The sequence below is a fragment of the Amycolatopsis thailandensis genome, assembly GCF_042723255.1.
GTDB classification, from domain to species: Bacteria; Actinomycetota; Actinomycetes; order Mycobacteriales; family Pseudonocardiaceae; genus Amycolatopsis; species Amycolatopsis thailandensis.
In genome coordinates, this window is record NZ_JBHXJK010000080.1 from 1 (window position 1) to 15813 (window position 15813).

A 15813-nucleotide genomic window follows, 5' to 3' on the forward strand; every position below is an offset into this window, starting at 1 on the left:
CACCACCGCCGATCACACCAGTGGGGTAGGTAAATACAGGTCCGCTAGAACGACACTTACCACTCACGAGGATGAGGTCGGGGCGGCCAGCAGGCCCCGGTCGTAAGCGATCGCGACGGCTTCGGCCCGGCGGCTCGCGCCGAGTTTCGCCATCACGCGCGAAAGATGGACACTCACCGTCTTCTCGCTGATGTACAGCTCTTCGCCGACCTGCCGGTTGGTCCGGCCGAGCGCGACCCGCTCCAGCACGTCCCGTTCGCGGTCGGTGAGCGGGTCGACGACGTCCCGGCGCGGGGCGGCGGGCTCACCGGGAAGCTCGACACGCGCCCGGTGACCGAGTTCCCGGACGGCTTCACGCAGCGGACACGCGCCCAGTCGATCGGCCACCTCGTGCGCGGCCAGCAGCTCCGACGCGGCGAGCGCGGTGTCGCCGTCCGAAGCCAGCAAGGACTTCGCGTGCTGCAAGCGGCACATGGCCTGCTCGTACACCGCGCCGTACCCGAACGCGTCGACAGCCTTGGCCCACAACGCCGGATCGCCCGCGCCGCGCAGGCAACCGCCGAGCGCTTCCAGCCGGGCGAGCCACGCCAGCGCTTCCGGCCCCAGTGACACCGACCGCGGGATGCCGTGTTCGGCGCAATGGCGTCCGTGGGCGAGCAGTTTCTCGCCCGCCGCCACGGCGGCCTCGGCCGTCGCCAGATCCCCGCGCACCCTGGCTTCGGCCGCCTGCGCGACGGCGGCCGCGAGGCCGTGCACGCTGATCCGGATCCCGCCGAGAACCGCGGGCTCGACCTCTTCGAGCCAGTCGATCAGCTCGCTCGCCTGCCGCACCGCGCCCGCGTGGTCCCCTCGCCACGACGCGAGCTGGATGGCGGCGTCCCCCGACGCGAGCGCGATCGAGTAGTCGGCCTTCCAGTGCTGCCGCAGGCTGGGCAGGATCTTGTCCGCGTCCGCGAACCGGCCGCGGGCGACGACGAACTGCGCCCAGATCCCCAGGAACCGCCCGGCGACGAGACTCGAAACGCCGCGACCCGCGCGGCCCGCGTCGTCGTCGTCCGGCCAGTCACCGCTGACGAACCGCAGCATGAGGTGCTTGGTCCGCAGCTCGATCCCGAACGAACTCCAGGTCAGCCCGGTTTCCTTGGCCCTGTCGATGCCCTTGGCGTAGTACTTCAGCGCGGAGTGGATCTCGGCCCTGTCGTCGTAGCTCAGCCCGAGGAAGTGCAGAGCCCGCAGTTCGCCGTTGAGGGCGCCGGAATCCCTGGCCTTCCGCTCGGCCTGGCGCAGCCGCTCCCGCGCCTCTTCGATGTCGCCCGCCGAATCGGCCAGCGTCCCGAGCGACACCAGCGCGGCCGCTTCCGCCCCGCCCGCACCGACGGCCCTGGCGTCGGCGACCGCGGCCAGCGCGCACTGCAGCGCCTCTTCGTGCCTGTCGATCAGCCGCAGGATCCCGGCGCGGGTGGCGAGTACCCAGGCCCGCGCGGAACTCGCGTCGGTGTGTTCGACCAGTTCCCAGGCCTTGTCGATCGCCTCGACGACCTCGTCCAGCGTGCCTTCGACCGAAAGCAGGGCCTCCGCGTGGCGCCGCCAGACCTTCGCGGCCCGTTCGCTGCCCGTTTCCGGGCCGAGTGCCTCGGTCGCGGACCGCGAGTAAGCCACCGCCCGCTCCGGCTCTCCCGACGTGCTCGCGAAGTACGATGCCTCGTGCAGCAGCCGGAGTTCGTCGACGTCCGGCGGCCGGTCCGCCGCGGGCACGGCGTCCCAGATGGACAGTGCCTGCTCGACATGCCGCAGCGCGGACCCCGGCGCGCCCAGCTTCTCGGCCTCGTCCATCGCGCGCAGCAACGCGGCCAGCGCGGTGACGAAGTCCTTGCTCTCCAGGCTGTGGTGCGCGAGCCGCGCGTCCTGACCGCGGCCTTGCGTCCTGGTGCGGATCCGCGTCGCGTAGGCGGCGTGCATGCGGACGCGCTCCCCCGGCAACAGGTCCCCGTAGACCGCTTCTTGCAGCAGCGCGTGGCGGAAAGTGTAGAAACCGTTCTCGATCACCAGGACGTGATGCTGCACCGCCTCGCGCAGTGCCTCGTCGAGTTCGAGCTCGTCCAGCCCGGAGATCTCGGCGAGCGCGGCGTGCGCCACCGAGTCCTTGGCGACCGAGACCACGCGCAGGATCCGGCGTGTGATCGGCGAAAGCTGTTCCACCCGGGCGAGAAGCACTTCCGCAAGCCCGGCGGGGAGCTCGCGGCAGTCCTTCGCGGACGCGAGCAGCTCCTCGACGAAGAACGGATTGCCCTCGGACCGGGAGACGATGTCGGCGATCATGTCCTGGCCGATCGGCTCGTCGGCCAGCGCCTCGACGAACGCGCGCGCGTCCTCCGCGCCGAACGGCTTGACCTCGACGCGTTCGACCGCCCCGAGCCGCACCACCTCCGACAGCAGCGCGCGCAGCGGATGCCGCCGGTGGACGTCCTCCTCGCGATAGCTCGCCACCACCAGCAACCGCTGGGTGCGCAGCCTCGTCAGCAGGAAGGACAGCAGGTTCCGGGTGGAGCCGTCGGCCCAGTGCAGGTCCTCCAGCAGGATCACCACCGGCCGGCGCTGCGCGATGACGGTCAGCACCCCCAGTACCGCGTCGAACAGCTGGAGCTGGCCGAGGTCCTGTTCGGGCCCGAGCCGTTGCGTCGACACCTGTTCGCTCGCGGTGAGCTGACCGTCTTCGATGGCGGGGTACTCCTCCGCCTGCTGCATCTGCGGGAGCAGCCTGCCCAGCGCCGGCCGGGCCCGGACCGCGGCGGTGACCGCGGGATCGGACGTCGTCGCCAGCGGCGCGAGGGCCTCGGCGAACGGAAGATAAGGAAGACCGCCCTCATGGACGTCGATACAGCGCCCTGTCAGCACCAGGGCGCCCGCGCCGGCGGTGAACTCGCCGAGCGCGGTCAGGAGGCGGGTCTTGCCGACGCCGGCGTCACCGGAGAGCAGCACCGCGCCGGCCTCGGCCCGTTCGGCACGGGCGAAGGCGGCACGGAGCTGCCGCATCTCCTGAGTGCGGGCGACGATCGGGATACCGGAGCCAAGACGGGGCACGAGGTGCATTCTTGCCTACCGGACCGACAACTTCGCCTGGGTTTTCGCCGAGAGCTTCATCGCACTCGACCTCTACCGGGTGATCTCGCCGCTGCGGGCGGGCACCTGTCCGGCCTCGCGGCGCTGCTGGGCGGGCACCTGGACGGCGGTGCGCTGGGCGCGGATCCGCCTCCCCGCCCGGCGGGCCCTGTCGACCCATACGCTGCGGCCGGCTCGCTGCAGCTCCTCGCGGCGGTACTCGACCTCGGCCAGTACACCGGTGAGAAGAGCGTCGTTCGTGTTCATCGTTTCCCCTTAGGAACTCACTGCCTTGTTGGTAGTGATGAGATTCGTCCTGAGGGGTGCCCTGAGGCATCGGGTGATCGCCTACACCCGGACGTGATTCGACCCCTTACGCCGGCCCATCCCCTGCTCGGGGGGCGTAAGGGGTCGAGTTTCAGCGTGTCTAGGCGTGAGCCGGGCCACTCGGGCGCACCGCGCCGAGCAGCCCCCGCCAAGCGTTCGGCGACAGACGGAAGGCACCACCCTCGGGGTCCTTGGAGTCCCTCAGGGCGGCACCGGAACCGGTGAAGGCGACCTCGACGCAGTCGTTGCCGCCGCCACTGTGGCTGCTCTTGAACCACCGGGCCTGGGAAAGATCATCGTTGGGCGTCATGCTCCCCACTCCTTACTCGTTTCCGGGGACTTTCTCCGGCAGGGCCGCCTGTTCGGCGAACCTCCCGGCTGCCTCGGCGATCAACTCGACCGAGTCGTCCGGTTTCAACGCGGCGGCACGGAGATGGTCGAACATCAACGCGTATCGCCGGACGTCCGGGGGTTCCTCCAGGTAGAGCCCGCTGGAGGTGCTGTCGACGTAGACCACGTCGGTGTCGGCCAGTTCGGGGAAGCCCATGATGAGGAACGGACCCTCCATCCCGGGATGGGCACCCGCGCCGAACGGCACGATCTGGACGGTCACGTTCGCCCTCGCCGCCATGGTGACCATCCGGTACAGCTGCTCCGCCATCACCTCGGCCCCGTCGACCGTGCGATGCAGGACCGCCTCGTCCATCACGGCCCAGTACTCCGGGGGCGAGGGGTCGGTCAGCAGCTCCTGCCGCGCCATCCGCGCCGCCACCCGGCGCCGGATCTCGGCCTCTTCGGCGTCGGGCCGCATCGCCCTGATCACGGCCCTGGCGTAGCGCTCTGTCTGCAGCAGGCCCGGCACGAGCAGCGCCTGGAAGGCCCGCAACGAACTCGCGTCCGCTTCCAGGCCGACGAAGGTGCCGGTGAACACCTCGTTATACGCGTGCCACCAGCCGCGTTTGCGGGCTTCCCTGGCCAGCTGGACGAGCGCTTCCTGCTCGTCTCCCGCGATGCCGTACAGCTCGAGCATGTCGCGCGCGTCGCGCGGGGTGACCCCGACGTGCCCGGTCTCGATGCGACTGACCTTCGACGCCGAGCATTCGAGTTTCTCGCTCACCTCGTCGATGGTGAGGTCGGCCGCCTCGCGCAACCGCCTCAGCTCGCTCGCCAGCCGACGGCGGCGCACGGTGGGTCCTTGACCCCTCGTCATCACGGCACCTCCACAAGCTGTCCGAGCAACACCGATCACGACGCGGCGAGGAGAACAGTGTTCAGTTACCCCGCCGAAGCACATCTAACCAGCCCGAGACACATTCGGTGAGATGGTCACACGACCATTTTCCGACACGTCCGATTTTCATCCTGCAATTTGCAGATTGCCGTTGTAGGTTGAGCTTTGTGCAACGCGGTACGCCCGCCTTCATCGGCGGTGGCGGATCCGCTCGCGGCACGGGCGCGGGGCCGCGAGCTGCACCGATAGGCATTCGTGAGGATACCTGTCGAGCCGGATTCACCCCCGGTGCAGGGCCGGAGCCGTCCCCCGATCGGTTCCGGCCCTCCCTTTATCCGCGACTATTCCGCAATACTCTGGTCCCAGATGTTATTGCGTTTCACCATTCCCTCTAAAGGGTGGACAAGACGGTTCTCGGATGCGGAACGTCACCGTTCACACCACCCGAAGAAGGCCTTCCTGCACAACGGTGGCGATGTGCGTTCCGTCCGCGGCGAAGAACCGGCCGGTGGCCAGACCGCGGGCACCCGACGCCGTCGGGGACGCGCTGTCGTAGAGGAACCACTCGTCGGCCCGGAACGGGCGGTGGAACCAGAGCGCGTGGTCGAGGCTCGCGCCGATCACCTTGTCGAGATCCCAGTAGACGCCGTGGCGGGCGAGGACCGAGTCCAGGAGTGTCATGTCGGAGGCGTAGGTCAGGACGCAGACGTGCAGCAGCTGCTGATCCGGGAGCTTGCCGTCGGCCCGCATCCAGACCTGGTTTCGGGCGGGGAGCTCGCCGGATTTCCGGGTCACCCACGGCGGGTCGTTGACGTAGCGCAGGTCGATCGGGCGCGGCCGGTCGTGGTGACCGATGAAGTAGCCCTCGGCCCGCTCCTGCAATGTCGGGAGCGACTCGGGCTCCGGGACGTCCGGCATGCCCTCGGAGTGCTCGATGCCGCCCTCGTCCTTCTGGAACGACGCGGACAGGGAGAAGATCGCCTTGCCGTGCTGGATGCCCACGACGCGGCGGGTGGTGAACGAGCGGCCGTCGCGGATGCGGTCGACCTCGTAGACGATCGGGACGCTCGGGTCGCCGCCGCGGATGAAGTACGCGTGCAGCGAGTGGACCTTCCGCTCCTCGGGCACGGTGCGGCCGGCGGCGACCAGCGCCTGCCCCGCGACCTGCCCGCCGAACACCCGCACCGGCGAATGCGCCGGTGAGACGCCGCGGAAGATGTTCTCCTCGATCTTCTCCAAGTCCAGCAGGGCGACCAGCTTGTCGAGCACCGGCTGACCGCCGACGCCGCCGGTGCTGTCGAAACCGGCCGCGGCTTCCCTGGCCATCTCAGTCATGACCTGAACTTTAGGCCGTAAGGGTGCTTTGGGCCTCCGTGAGGCGGGACGTTTGTCGCGAAGGCCACCTTCGGGACGTTCTCCGGCCCGCGAAACGTCATGAGGGGTCCCCTTAGGACGAAAAACGTCTTAAGGGGACCCCTCATGACACGCGCTCAGAGACCAGCGTCAGGCGTGGTCGTCCTCGCCCAGGCGGTGCACCCGGATGAGGTTGGTCGAGCCCACGGTCCCGGGCGGGGAGCCGGCGACGATGACCACCAGGTCACCCTTGGCGTACTTGCCCATTTCGAGCATCGCGTGGTCGACCTGCTGGATCATCTGGTCGGTGGAGCCCACCTTCGGCACGATCCGCGTCGTGGTGCCCCAGGTCATCGCGAGCTGACTGCGGACACTCTCCTCCGGGGTGAACGCCAGCAGCGGCAGCCGCGTGTGCAGCCGCGCGAGCCGCCGGACGGTGTCACCGGACTGGGTGAAGGCGACCAGGGCCTTGGCGTTCAGCCGCTCGCCGATGTCACGGGCCGCGTAGGAGATGACGCCGCGCTTGGTGCGCGGGACGTGCGACAGCGGCGGCACGACCGGCGAGTCGGTCTCGACGGCCTCGATGATCCGGCCCATGGTCTTGACCACGTCGATGGCGTAGCGGCCGACGCTGGTCTCGCCCGAGAGCATGAGGGCGTCCGCGCCGTCGAGCACCGCGTTGGCGACGTCCGAGGCCTCCGCGCGGGTCGGGCGGGAGCTGTTGATCATCGATTCGAGCATCTGCGTCGCGACGATGACCGGCTTCGCGTTCTCGCGGGCGATCTGGATGGTGCGCTTCTGCACCAGCGGGACCTGCTCCAGCGGGAGTTCGACACCCAGGTCACCGCGGGCGATCATCACCGCGTCGAAGGCCAGCACGATGGCTTCGAGGTTGTAGACCGCTTCGGGCTTCTCGATCTTCGCGACCACGGGGAGGCGGCCCTTGCCGACGCGGTCCATCACCTGGTGGACCAGGTCGATGTCGGCCGGCGAGCGGACGAACGACAGCGCGATGAAGTCCACGCCGAGTTCGAGCGCGAACTCGAGGTCTTCGATGTCCTTTTCGGACAGTGCCGGCACGGAGACGTCCATACCCGGAAGGGACACGCCCTTGTTGTTGCTGACGGGGCCGCCTTCGGTGACCTCGCAGACGACGTCCGGGCCCTCGACCTGCTTGACCACGAGGCCGACCTTGCCGTCGTCCACGAGGAGACGGTCGCCGGGCTTCGCGTCGTCGGCGAGTCCCTTGTAGGTGGTCGAGACGCGGTCGTGCGTACCCGCGACGTCCTCGACGGTGATGCGCACGATGTCGCCGTTGTGCCACTCGACCGGGCCGCCCGCGAAGGTGCCGAGACGGATCTTCGGCCCCTGGAGGTCGGCGAGGATGCCCACCGCGCGGCCGGATTCGGCGGCGGCGGTGCGGATGAGGTCGTAGACCTGCTTGTGGTCGCTGTGCGTCCCGTGGCTGAAGTTCATCCTCGCGACGTCCATCCCGGCGTCGACGAGTTGCCGCATCTTCTCCGGCGTAGCGGTCGCGGGGCCCAGGGTACAAACGATCTTCGCGCGTCGGCTCACGTTCGCACAGCGTAGTCCCTCATCGGACGTACGTCTTTACCGATACCGAAAGTTCAAGAAAAGTGTCAGTTGACCTGGGAGCTGGACAACCGGCGAACCAAGTTCGGTGGTTATCGGCGCGGCTTCTCGCTCGGTCCGACGCGGTCCCGGACCCATTCGTTGAACACCCGCAGTTGCCGCCACGACTTCCGCACCCGGTCGAACGCGCCTCGTTCGTGCAGGACGTCGTCCGGCTCCCAGCCGCGGACCGCGTACACGGAGCGGTACTTCAGCAGGTCGATGCGCGGGTGGTCTTCCGCGAACCCGCGCGGCTTCGACTTGAGCCTGTCCCCCTTGACCTCCCAGCCCGCCTTCTCCAGTTTCGCGAGGATCTTGGCCAGTTCGGTGCCGTGCACTTCGGTGTCGACGGCTCGGCGGAAGCGGGCAAGCTGATCGGACTCGAAGTGGAAGCCACCACCGCCGACGCGCAGCCCGGCCGGGCCGACCTCGACGTAGTACGCGCCACCGCCCCGGCCCTGCTCGATCACGGCGCCGCAGTGGGTCTTGTACGGCGTCTTGTCCTTGGCGAACCGGACGTCGCGGTACGGGCGGAAGACCTTCCCCTCGCCGAAGCCGTCGCCGAACTCCGGGACCAGCTCCGCGAGCAGCGCCTCCATCGGCGCGCGGACGTCGGCCTTGTAGGTGGCGAGGTTCGCGTCCCAGTAGGACTTGGAGTTGTCGGCCTCGAGACCGTCGTAGAAGTCGATCGCGTACTCGCCGAAACCCTCGAAACCCATGCGGTGACGTTAATCCTCACCACCGACAAGTACATGAAGGCCCCCTTCCTGTACCTAGGCGCAAGGAAGGGGGCCTTCATGTACTGAGGAGGTTACTTGGCCAGGGCGGTGATCAGCTCGCCGTCGGCCGTGTCACCGGAGAGCTCCCAGAAGAACGCGCCGCCGAGACCCTGGTTCTTGGCGTAGGTGACCTTTCCTCCGATGGTCGCCGGGGTGTCGTAGCTCCACCAGTCGCTGCCGCACTTGGCGTACGCGGTGCCCGCCACGGTGCCGGTGGCCGGACAGGTGGTCTTCAGGACCTTGTAATCCTGGATCCCCGGTTCGGTGCCCGCGGCCGGGCCGGTCGCGGTGCCGCCCGGGGCTTCCTGGGTGACGCCGGTCCAGCCGCGGCCGTAGAAGCCGATGCCCAGCAGCAGCTTGCTCGCCGGGACACCCTTGCTCTTCAGCTTCTGGATCGCCGCGTCGGAGTGGAAGCCGGCGGTCGGGATGCCCGCGTAGTCGTTCAGCGGCGAGTGCGGGGCCGTCGGTCCCTGCGCGGCCCAGGCGCCGAAGTAGTCGTAGGTCATGACGTTGTACCAGTCGAAGTACTGCGACGCGCCGCCGTAGTCCGCGGCGTCGATCTTGCCGCCGTCGGTGCCGTCCGCGGTGATCGCGGCGGTGACCAGCTTCGAGCCGAACTTCTCCCGCAGGGCCTGCGCGAGGTCCTTGATCGCGGCCGCGCCACTGGTGTCGCAGGAGAGCCCGCAGGCGTTCGGGTACTCCCAGTCGATGTCGATACCGTCGAAGACCCCGGCCCAGCGCGGGTCGTTGACCAGGTTGTAGCAGGACTCGGCGAACTTGGCGGGGTTCTTCGCCGCCTCGCCGAAGCCACCGGACCAGGTCCAGCCGCCGAAGGACCACAGCACCTTGAGGTTCGGGTACTTGGCCTTGAGCTTCTTCAGCTGGTTGAAGTTCCCGCGCAGCGCGCCGTTGTCCCAGCTGTCGGCCACCCCGTCGACACTGCCCGCGGCGTCGTAGAACTTGCTGGTCGCCGCCTCGGCGTCACCGAGGGCGCAGCCGCCGCCGGTCACGTTGCCGAACGAGTAGTTGATGTGGGTCAGCTTGCTCGCCGAACCCGAAGTGTCGATGTTCTTCACGTGATAGTTCCGCTGGTAGACGCCCCATTCGGCGAAGTACCCGAGGACCTTGCCGACCGAGGCGTCCGTCGCCTCGGGAGCGGCGGTCGCCTGCTGCGCCGGCGCGGCGACGGCCAGCGCGCCCAGCGCGACGGCCGCGGCACCCACGATCGCGGTGATCCTGCTCAGACGGGGCATGCGTTCTCCCTTCGACGTCACCATCGGTGACGAAAGGACTGCGGCGGGACACGCACAAGCTAAGTGGACTAGACCACTGCGTCAATGGTTCAGACCAAGACTTTCGGATGGACATTTTCGAACATTCCTTGACGGAAATATGCCGCACAAGGCACATTTCCCGGATGATGCAGACTTTCGAGATCCTCGCCGAGCCGCGGCGGAGGACCATCCTCGACCTCCTGCGCGACGGCGAACGGTCGGTCAACGAGCTGGTCGAGGTCCTCGAATTGAGCCAACCGGCCGTATCGAAACACCTGCGTGTCCTACGCGAGGCGGGTCTGGTCACCGTCCGCGTCGCGGCCCAGCGCCGGTGCTACCGGCTCCGCCCGGAACCGCTCGCGGAGGTCGACGCCTGGCTCGCGCCGTACCGCCGGTTCTGGGAGGGCCGGATCGACGCGCTCGAGCGGCACCTGGACGACGACAGTCAGTGAATAGGTAACGGCTCGAACGTGATGCCGCGTTCGGCCGCGCGCCGTGTCCCCCAGTCGTAGAGCGCTTCGAGTGCGGGGCGTAACCGGTCGCCGTCCTCGGTGAGCCGGTATGCGACATGCGGCCCCCGGCCCTCCCGGCTCTCGCGGAGCACGAGGCCGTCCGCCTCCAGTTCACGCAGGTGCTGGATCAGCATCTTCTCGCTGACGTCCGGCATCCGCCGCCGCAGTTCGCCGTACCGGTGCACGCCTTCCTTCAGATGCGCCAGGATCACCGGCTTCCACTTGCCGCCGATCACGTCGACGGCGAGTTCGACCGCGCAGTGGTACCGCTTCATGGCCACTCCCGTTGGCACGCACCGAAAAGTAAGCGGTTGTCCCGCGCGATCCGAGGTGGTTGCCTTGCCGGACCTGGAGAACAGTGCCGCTGGGAGGACATTACGTGACCGAGACGCCGACGTTGTACGAATGGGCGGGCGGGCTGGACGCCCTGCGGCGGCTGACCGCTGTCTTCTACGGCCACGTGCTCAAGGATCCGTTGCTGGAGCCGGTCTTCCGGAACATGGATCCCGGCCACCCCGAGCACGTCGCGATCTGGCTCGCCGAAGTGTTCGGCGGCCCGGAAACCTACAGCGGCGAGCACGGCGGGCACCGGCACATGGTCGGGCGGCATCTCGGCCGGGCCATCACCGAGGAGCAGCGCCGCCGCTGGGTGAACCTGCTCTTCGACGCCGCCGACGAGGCCGGGCTCCCGGCCGATCCCGAGTTCCGCTCCGCGTTCGCCGCGTACGTCGAATGGGGCAGCCGGCTCGCGGTGATGTTCTCGCGGCCCGGTCGCGAGGTCACCGTCGAAGAGCCGATGCCGAAGTGGGACTGGGGCAACCGCCCGCCCTGGCAGCCGCCCGCCGGCTGAGGCGTCATAGTGGGGCGGTCGTGAAAGGAGGCCGCCGTGATCCGGGTGGACGGCCGGACCCTGCGCTGCGCGGACGTCGTGACCGCCGCGAGCACCGAGGGACCGCTGAGCATTGACGTCTCGATCGCCGCGCTGCGCGGCGCGGAAAGCGCGTGGAAGCTCGCCGAGGAACTGAGCACGCGCCGGATCGTCTACGGCCGCACCACCGGCGTCGGCGCCAACAAGGAGGACCCGGTCGGCGAGGGCGAGTCGCCGGATCACGGGCTGCGGCTGCTGCGCAGTCACGCCGGTGGCAGCGGCGACGTCATGTCCCCCGGCCAGACCAGGGCGATGATGCTGATCCGGCTCAACCAGCTGCTGGCCGGGCGCGCCGGGCTCAGCCCCGAGCTGATCGGGGCGCTGGCCACCGCGGTGCGGACCGGGGCGCTGCCGCTGGTGCACCGGCTCGGCGCGATCGGCACCGGCGACCTCGCGCCGCTCGCCGAGACCGCGCTCGCCCTCACCGGCGAGCGGCCGTGGCTTTCGGGCAGCGTGCCGCCGGTGCCGGTGCAGGCGGGTGACGCGCTCGCGTTCATGAGCAGCAACGCCGCGACGCTGGCCGAAGCGACCCTCGCGGCGATGCGGCTCGACACCTTGACGCGGGCGAGTCACGTCGTCGCGGCGCTCACGTACATCGCGCTCGACGGGAACCCGGAGGCGTACGCGACTCCGGTGCACGAAGCGCGTCCGCACGCCGGGCAGGTCGCGTGCGCGGCGGAGATGCGGCGGCTGCTCGGGATGGAGGGCACACCCAAACCGGGCAGGCGCATCCAGGACCCGTTCGGGTTGCGGGCGTTCCCGCAGGTGCAGGGGCCCGCGCTGGACGCGATCCACTACCTGCGCGACGTCCTCGCGGTAGAGATCAACGCCAGTACCGAGAATCCGATGATCTCGACGGCGCATCAGGACGCCTACCACCACGCGCACTTCCACACGGCATACGTCTCGACCGCGCTCGACCAGGTGCGCGCGACCGTCCACCAGGTCGCCGAGCTGTCGGTGGCGCGGCTGGGTGACCTGGTGGAGCCGGAGTTCACCGGGCTGCGGCCGTTCCTCGCGGCCGGGCCGTCGGGCAGTTCGGGCGTGATGATCCTGGAGTACGTCGCGCACGACGCGCTCACCGAACTGCGGCAGGCCGCGCTCCCGGCGACGCTCGGCACCGCCGTCGTCTCACGGGGGATCGAGGACCACGCGAGCTTCTCCACGCAGGCCGCGCGGGCGGCGACCGCGGCCGGGGCGGCGTACCAGCAGGTGCTGGCGTGCGAACTGGTCGCGGCCGTCCGGGCGCTGCGGATGCGGAAGGCCGAGCTCGTCGCGCTGCCCGCGCGGGACGCCCACGAGACCGCCGCGGCCGTGCTCGACCCGAGCGTCGAGGACCGGCCGCTCACCGAGGACATCGCGCGGGCCGTGTCGCTTCTGGACACCCTCGCGCTCGTCTGACCCCTCGCGTTTCGTCCTCTGGATGCGGTGGTTGGCGACGCGAACCACCGCATTCAGAGGACGAAACGCGAGAGAGGATGTCGAGAATGGCGAAGCGGCGGCGTCCCCGGGCCGGAAGCACCACAGCGAGGAGACCACAGCATGAGCATCAAGCGGATGGACCACGTCGGCGTCATCGTCAGCGACCTCACGGCCGCCATCGAGTTCTTCGTCGAGCTCGGCTTCGAATCGGAGGGCCGGATGACGATGGAAAGCGAGCTGGCGGACCGCATCACCGCGGTCGACAAGGCCAAATCGGAGATCGCGATGATGAGCGTCCCCGGCGGTGGCGGGCGGCTCGAACTCATCCAGTACCTCACCCCCGAGGCCCACCCCGGCGACTCGCGCGCTCCGGCCAACACGCGCGGCCTGCGCCACCTCGCCTTCGAGGTCGACGACCTCCACGCCACCCTCGACCGCGTGCGCCCGCACGGCGCGACGCTCGTGGGCGAGATCGTGGACTTCGAGGGCAGCTACCTGCTCTGCTACCTCCGCGGTCCCGACGGGATCATCATCGAGCTGGCCGAAAAGCTCGGCTAGCAGCAGCAACCCCGGCGGGCCAGCGACCGTAGCCGGGTGGCCGAAGCGGGCGCGGTCCGGTTCGCGGCGGTCTCGACGGCGTCGAGCATCCCGCGCCGCGCCGTCTTGTCGAGGACGCGGCCGCGGGTGATCACCAGGTCGATCTTCGACACGTTGCGGATGTCGGCGGCCGGGTTCGCGTCCAGCAGCACGAGGTCCGCTTCCTTCCCCGCCGCGATCGTGCCCGACGTCGCCTCCCGGCCGAGGAACTTCGCCGCGTCGCCGGTGACCGTCTTCAGCGCGTGCACCGGCGAAAGTCCCGCCTCGACCAGGAAGGCGAGCTCCTCGTGCAGCCCGCTGCCGGGGAAGGTGTACGGGTTGAGGCAGTCGGTGCCGCCGATGAGCCCGACGCCCGCTTGGTGCGCGACCCCGACCAGGCGCAGCGTCTCCTGGTAGTACCGCTCCTGCAGGACGATCTCCGCCGGGGTCTTCGGCGCGAACCGCTCGATGCCCACGGCCCAGCTCTTCCGGATGTCGGCGGGCAGGTACTTCAGCCGCGCATCCTGCTTGTGGGTCTCGGCGGGCTGCGTGACGACCCGGTTGATCGTGAGTGTCGGTGAATGCCAGGTGCCTTTGCGCCGCAGCCTGCCGAAATAGGCTCGCGCGGCACCGGGGCTGTAGGTGGAGACCGACTCGAACTCCAGCTGCCGCGCCAGGTTGAAGAAGGCACGGGGCGCCGCCGGGTCGTAGGGCGTCGCCTTCAGCCTGGCGAGGATCTCGTCGCGCCGGGACGAGCAGTGGATGGAGACGCCGAAGAAGTGCTCGAAACTGTGCTGGCCGAGGTCGCTCGTCTCGAAATGGGACAGCTTGTACGGCCAATGCCCGGAGAACCGCAGTCCCAGGTCGCGGCTCTCGTCCGCGACCGCGCGCACCTCGTCGGGGCCGAGGTACGAGTAGATCTTGACGAACTCGGCGCCCGCGGCCTTCTCCGCGCGGACGGCAGCGCGTGCCTCGGCCGCCGTCGACACCTGGAGCACCGGCGGTTCCAGGAGGGTGACCGGTCCGTCCACGATCCCGCTGCCCAGCACGACGCGCGGGCCGAGCAGCTCACCGCGCTCGATCTTGTCCCGGGTCGCGCGGTTCTCCGCGTAGCCCCACATCTCGCGGGCGCCCGTGACGCCGTACGCGAGATGCAGCGGCGGGATGATCTCTTCGAGGTCCAGGCCGTGGGTGTGCATGTCCCACAGGCCCGGGATGAGGTACTTGCCCCGGCCGTCGATCACCCGCGCGCCACCGGTTTCCGGGATCTGGCCGGAACCGCCGACCCAGGCGATCCGATCCCCGACGAGCACGACCGAGACGTCGCGCCGCGGCGCCGCGCCCGTGCCGTCGATCAGCGTGACCTGGGAGATGACGACGATCTCGCCGGTGGCCGCGGCGGCCGTACCGGGCAGCAGTCCGGCGAGCGCCACCCCGGTCCCGCTCGCGGCGAGCCATTTCAAGAACTCGCGCCTGCTCGATCCCGCACCCACCATGAGAATCCCGCCCCTTCCACCCAAGATCCCCCGGGTGGCCGATTCAACTCGCCGCGACGGCGGGGCCGCAAGGAATGGGAAGGCCCCTTACCCGAGCACAGCACAAAGTAAGGGGCCTTCTCCTGAAACACAGCTCAGCCGAAGAAGACTTCGGCCTCTTCGTACCGCTCGGCCGGGACGGTCTTCAGCTCGGCGGTCGCCTCGGAGAGCTTGACGCGGACGATGTCCGTGCCGCGCAGCGCCACCATCACGCCGAAATCGCCGTCGGCCACCGCGTCGACCGCGTTGAGACCGAACCGGGTGGCGAGCACGCGGTCGTACGCCGTCGGCGTGCCACCTCGCTGGACGTGCCCGAGCACGACCGCGCGGGACTCCTTGCCGGTGCGGGCAGCGATCTCGTCGGCCAGCCAGGTGCCGATGCCGCCGAGCCGGACGTGCCCGAAGGCGTCCTTCTCACCGGTCAGCAGCTTCTCCTCGCCGCCTTCGGGCAGCGCGCCCTCGGCGACCACGATGATCGGCGCGAACTCCTTCTCGAAGCGACGCTCGACCCAGGAGACGACCTGGTCGACGTTGAAGTGCCGCTCCGGCACCAGGATCACGCTCGCGCCGCCGGCGAGACCGGAGTGCAGCGCGATCCAGCCCGCGTGCCGCCCCATGACCTCGACGACCAGGGCGCGGTGGTGCGATTCGGCCGTGGTGTGCAGCCTGTCGATGGCCTCGGTGGCGATCGAGACGGCCGTGTCGAAGCCGAAGGTGTAGTCGGTGGCGCCGAGGTCGTTGTCGATCGTCTTGGGCACCCCGACGACGCCGACGCCGTCGTCCGTGAGCCGCTTCGCGACCCCCAGGGTGTCCTCGCCGCCGATCGCGATCAGCGCGTCGACCTGCTGCTCGGCGAGCACGGCCTTGATCTTGTCGACGCCGCCGTCGACCTTGTACGGGTTGGTCCGCGACGACCGCAGGATCGTTCCACCGCGGGTGAGGATGTCCTCGACGTCGTTCAGGCCGAGCGGGCGGCTGTCCCCGGTGAGGGGACCGTTCCAGCCGTTGCGGAACCCGACGATGTCCCAGCCGTGCACCTCGATGCCCTTGCGCACCACACCGCGGATCACCGCGTTGAGCCCCGGGCAGTCCCCACCGCCGGTCAGCACACCGACACGCATCAGAAGCCTCCGTCTTGTGTTCCG

The 15813-nt window shown here is 69.4% G+C and carries 15 protein-coding genes; 4 read left to right on the top strand and 11 right to left on the bottom strand.

Features of this window, described 5'->3' with window-relative positions; all coding sequences use genetic code 11:
* Window positions 1–63: 63 nt before the first annotated feature.
* The 8 genes from ACFWMR_RS27705 to ACFWMR_RS27740 all read right to left on the bottom strand — a co-directional run bounded on the left by ACFWMR_RS27705 (window position 64) and on the right by ACFWMR_RS27740 (window position 9674).
* Window positions 64–3090 (bottom strand): helix-turn-helix transcriptional regulator, encoded by a 3027-nt coding sequence (locus ACFWMR_RS27705; RefSeq protein ID WP_378380472.1) that lies wholly within the window; start codon window positions 3088–3090, stop codon window positions 64–66.
* Between the two features lie 63 nt (window positions 3091–3153).
* Window positions 3154–3366 (bottom strand): hypothetical protein, encoded by a 213-nt coding sequence (locus ACFWMR_RS27710; protein WP_005166088.1) that lies wholly within the window; start codon window positions 3364–3366, stop codon window positions 3154–3156.
* A 160-nt stretch (window positions 3367–3526) separates the two neighbouring features.
* A complete protein-coding gene (locus ACFWMR_RS27715) occupies window positions 3527–3736 on the bottom strand; it encodes a DUF397 domain-containing protein (protein ID WP_093938036.1) in 210 nt (69 codons plus the stop codon).
* A 12-nt stretch (window positions 3737–3748) separates the two neighbouring features.
* Complete coding sequence (locus tag ACFWMR_RS27720; protein WP_093938035.1) at window positions 3749–4636, bottom strand: helix-turn-helix domain-containing protein; 888 nt, start codon at window positions 4634–4636, stop codon at window positions 3749–3751.
* A 456-nt stretch (window positions 4637–5092) separates the two neighbouring features.
* Window positions 5093–5992 (bottom strand): acyl-CoA thioesterase, encoded by a 900-nt coding sequence (locus ACFWMR_RS27725; RefSeq protein WP_093938034.1) that lies wholly within the window; start codon window positions 5990–5992, stop codon window positions 5093–5095.
* 168 nt (window positions 5993–6160) lie between these two features.
* Window positions 6161–7585: a pyruvate kinase gene (gene pyk / locus ACFWMR_RS27730; RefSeq protein WP_007033718.1), complete on the bottom strand. Its 1425-nt coding sequence runs from the start codon at window positions 7583–7585 to the stop codon at window positions 6161–6163.
* Window positions 7586–7695: 110 nt separating this feature from the next.
* On the bottom strand, window positions 7696–8361 hold the full coding sequence (locus tag ACFWMR_RS27735) for a DUF2461 domain-containing protein (RefSeq protein ID WP_378277688.1): 666 nt from the start codon (window positions 8359–8361) through the stop codon (window positions 7696–7698).
* A 92-nt stretch (window positions 8362–8453) separates the two neighbouring features.
* Window positions 8454–9674 (bottom strand): glycoside hydrolase family 18 protein, encoded by a 1221-nt coding sequence (locus ACFWMR_RS27740; protein ID WP_378380473.1) that lies wholly within the window; start codon window positions 9672–9674, stop codon window positions 8454–8456.
* A gap of 164 nt (window positions 9675–9838) precedes the next feature.
* Here ACFWMR_RS27740 and ACFWMR_RS27745 point away from each other — a divergent pair, with 164 nt between their 5' ends.
* Window positions 9839–10147: an ArsR/SmtB family transcription factor gene (locus tag ACFWMR_RS27745; RefSeq protein WP_005164545.1), complete on the top strand. Its 309-nt coding sequence runs from the start codon at window positions 9839–9841 to the stop codon at window positions 10145–10147.
* On the opposite strand, the gene ACFWMR_RS27750 is transcribed toward ACFWMR_RS27745, so the two are convergent.
* The gene (locus ACFWMR_RS27750; protein ID WP_378380474.1) at window positions 10141–10482 is read right to left on the bottom strand and encodes a winged helix-turn-helix transcriptional regulator; all 342 of its coding nucleotides are present in this window, start codon (window positions 10480–10482) and stop codon (window positions 10141–10143) included. The two genes, ACFWMR_RS27745 and ACFWMR_RS27750, sit on opposite strands and share 7 nt — an antisense overlap.
* 104 nt (window positions 10483–10586) lie before the next feature.
* Here ACFWMR_RS27750 and ACFWMR_RS27755 point away from each other — a divergent pair, with 104 nt between their 5' ends.
* From ACFWMR_RS27755 to ACFWMR_RS27765, 3 genes are all read left to right on the top strand, one after another.
* Window positions 10587–11057 carry a group II truncated hemoglobin gene (locus tag ACFWMR_RS27755; protein WP_093938031.1) on the top strand — a complete coding sequence of 157 codons (471 nt, stop codon included), beginning with the start codon at window positions 10587–10589 and terminating at the stop codon, window positions 11055–11057.
* A gap of 36 nt (window positions 11058–11093) precedes the next feature.
* Window positions 11094–12536, top strand: coding sequence for an aromatic amino acid ammonia-lyase (locus ACFWMR_RS27760; RefSeq protein ID WP_378380475.1), 1443 nt, complete (start codon window positions 11094–11096; stop codon window positions 12534–12536).
* A 141-nt stretch (window positions 12537–12677) separates the two neighbouring features.
* The gene (locus tag ACFWMR_RS27765) at window positions 12678–13115 is read left to right on the top strand and encodes a VOC family protein (protein WP_378380476.1); all 438 of its coding nucleotides are present in this window, start codon (window positions 12678–12680) and stop codon (window positions 13113–13115) included.
* Here ACFWMR_RS27765 and ACFWMR_RS27770 read toward each other — a convergent pair.
* Entirely contained in the window at window positions 13112–14629 is a 1518-nt protein-coding gene (locus tag ACFWMR_RS27770) for an amidohydrolase family protein (RefSeq protein WP_378380477.1), read from the bottom strand. The genes ACFWMR_RS27765 and ACFWMR_RS27770 overlap by 4 nt on opposite strands.
* Before the next feature lie 134 nt (window positions 14630–14763).
* Entirely contained in the window at window positions 14764–15789 is a 1026-nt protein-coding gene (locus ACFWMR_RS27775; RefSeq protein WP_005164556.1) for a 6-phosphofructokinase, read from the bottom strand.
* Between the last annotated feature and the right edge of the window lie 24 nt (window positions 15790–15813).

Coding starts and splice junctions, on each gene's coding strand:
- ACFWMR_RS27720 (WP_093938035.1), bottom strand. CDS start 4,636: ATGACGAGGGGTCAAGGACCCACCGTGCGCCGCCGTCGGCTGGCGAGC.
- ACFWMR_RS27770 (WP_378380477.1), bottom strand. CDS start 14,629: ATGGTGGGTGCGGGATCGAGCAGGCGCGAGTTCTTGAAATGGCTCGCC.
- ACFWMR_RS27710 (WP_005166088.1), bottom strand. CDS start 3,366: ATGAACACGAACGACGCTCTTCTCACCGGTGTACTGGCCGAGGTCGAG.
- ACFWMR_RS27765 (WP_378380476.1), top strand. CDS start 12,678: ATGAGCATCAAGCGGATGGACCACGTCGGCGTCATCGTCAGCGACCTC.
- ACFWMR_RS27750 (WP_378380474.1), bottom strand. CDS start 10,482: ATGAAGCGGTACCACTGCGCGGTCGAACTCGCCGTCGACGTGATCGGC.
- ACFWMR_RS27740 (WP_378380473.1), bottom strand. CDS start 9,674: ATGCCCCGTCTGAGCAGGATCACCGCGATCGTGGGTGCCGCGGCCGTC.
- ACFWMR_RS27705 (WP_378380472.1), bottom strand. CDS start 3,090: ATGCACCTCGTGCCCCGTCTTGGCTCCGGTATCCCGATCGTCGCCCGC.
- ACFWMR_RS27725 (WP_093938034.1), bottom strand. CDS start 5,992: ATGACTGAGATGGCCAGGGAAGCCGCGGCCGGTTTCGACAGCACCGGC.
- ACFWMR_RS27715 (WP_093938036.1), bottom strand. CDS start 3,736: ATGACGCCCAACGATGATCTTTCCCAGGCCCGGTGGTTCAAGAGCAGC.
- ACFWMR_RS27735 (WP_378277688.1), bottom strand. CDS start 8,361: ATGGGTTTCGAGGGTTTCGGCGAGTACGCGATCGACTTCTACGACGGT.
- ACFWMR_RS27775 (WP_005164556.1), bottom strand. CDS start 15,789: ATGCGTGTCGGTGTGCTGACCGGCGGTGGGGACTGCCCGGGGCTCAAC.
- ACFWMR_RS27745 (WP_005164545.1), top strand. CDS start 9,839: ATGATGCAGACTTTCGAGATCCTCGCCGAGCCGCGGCGGAGGACCATC.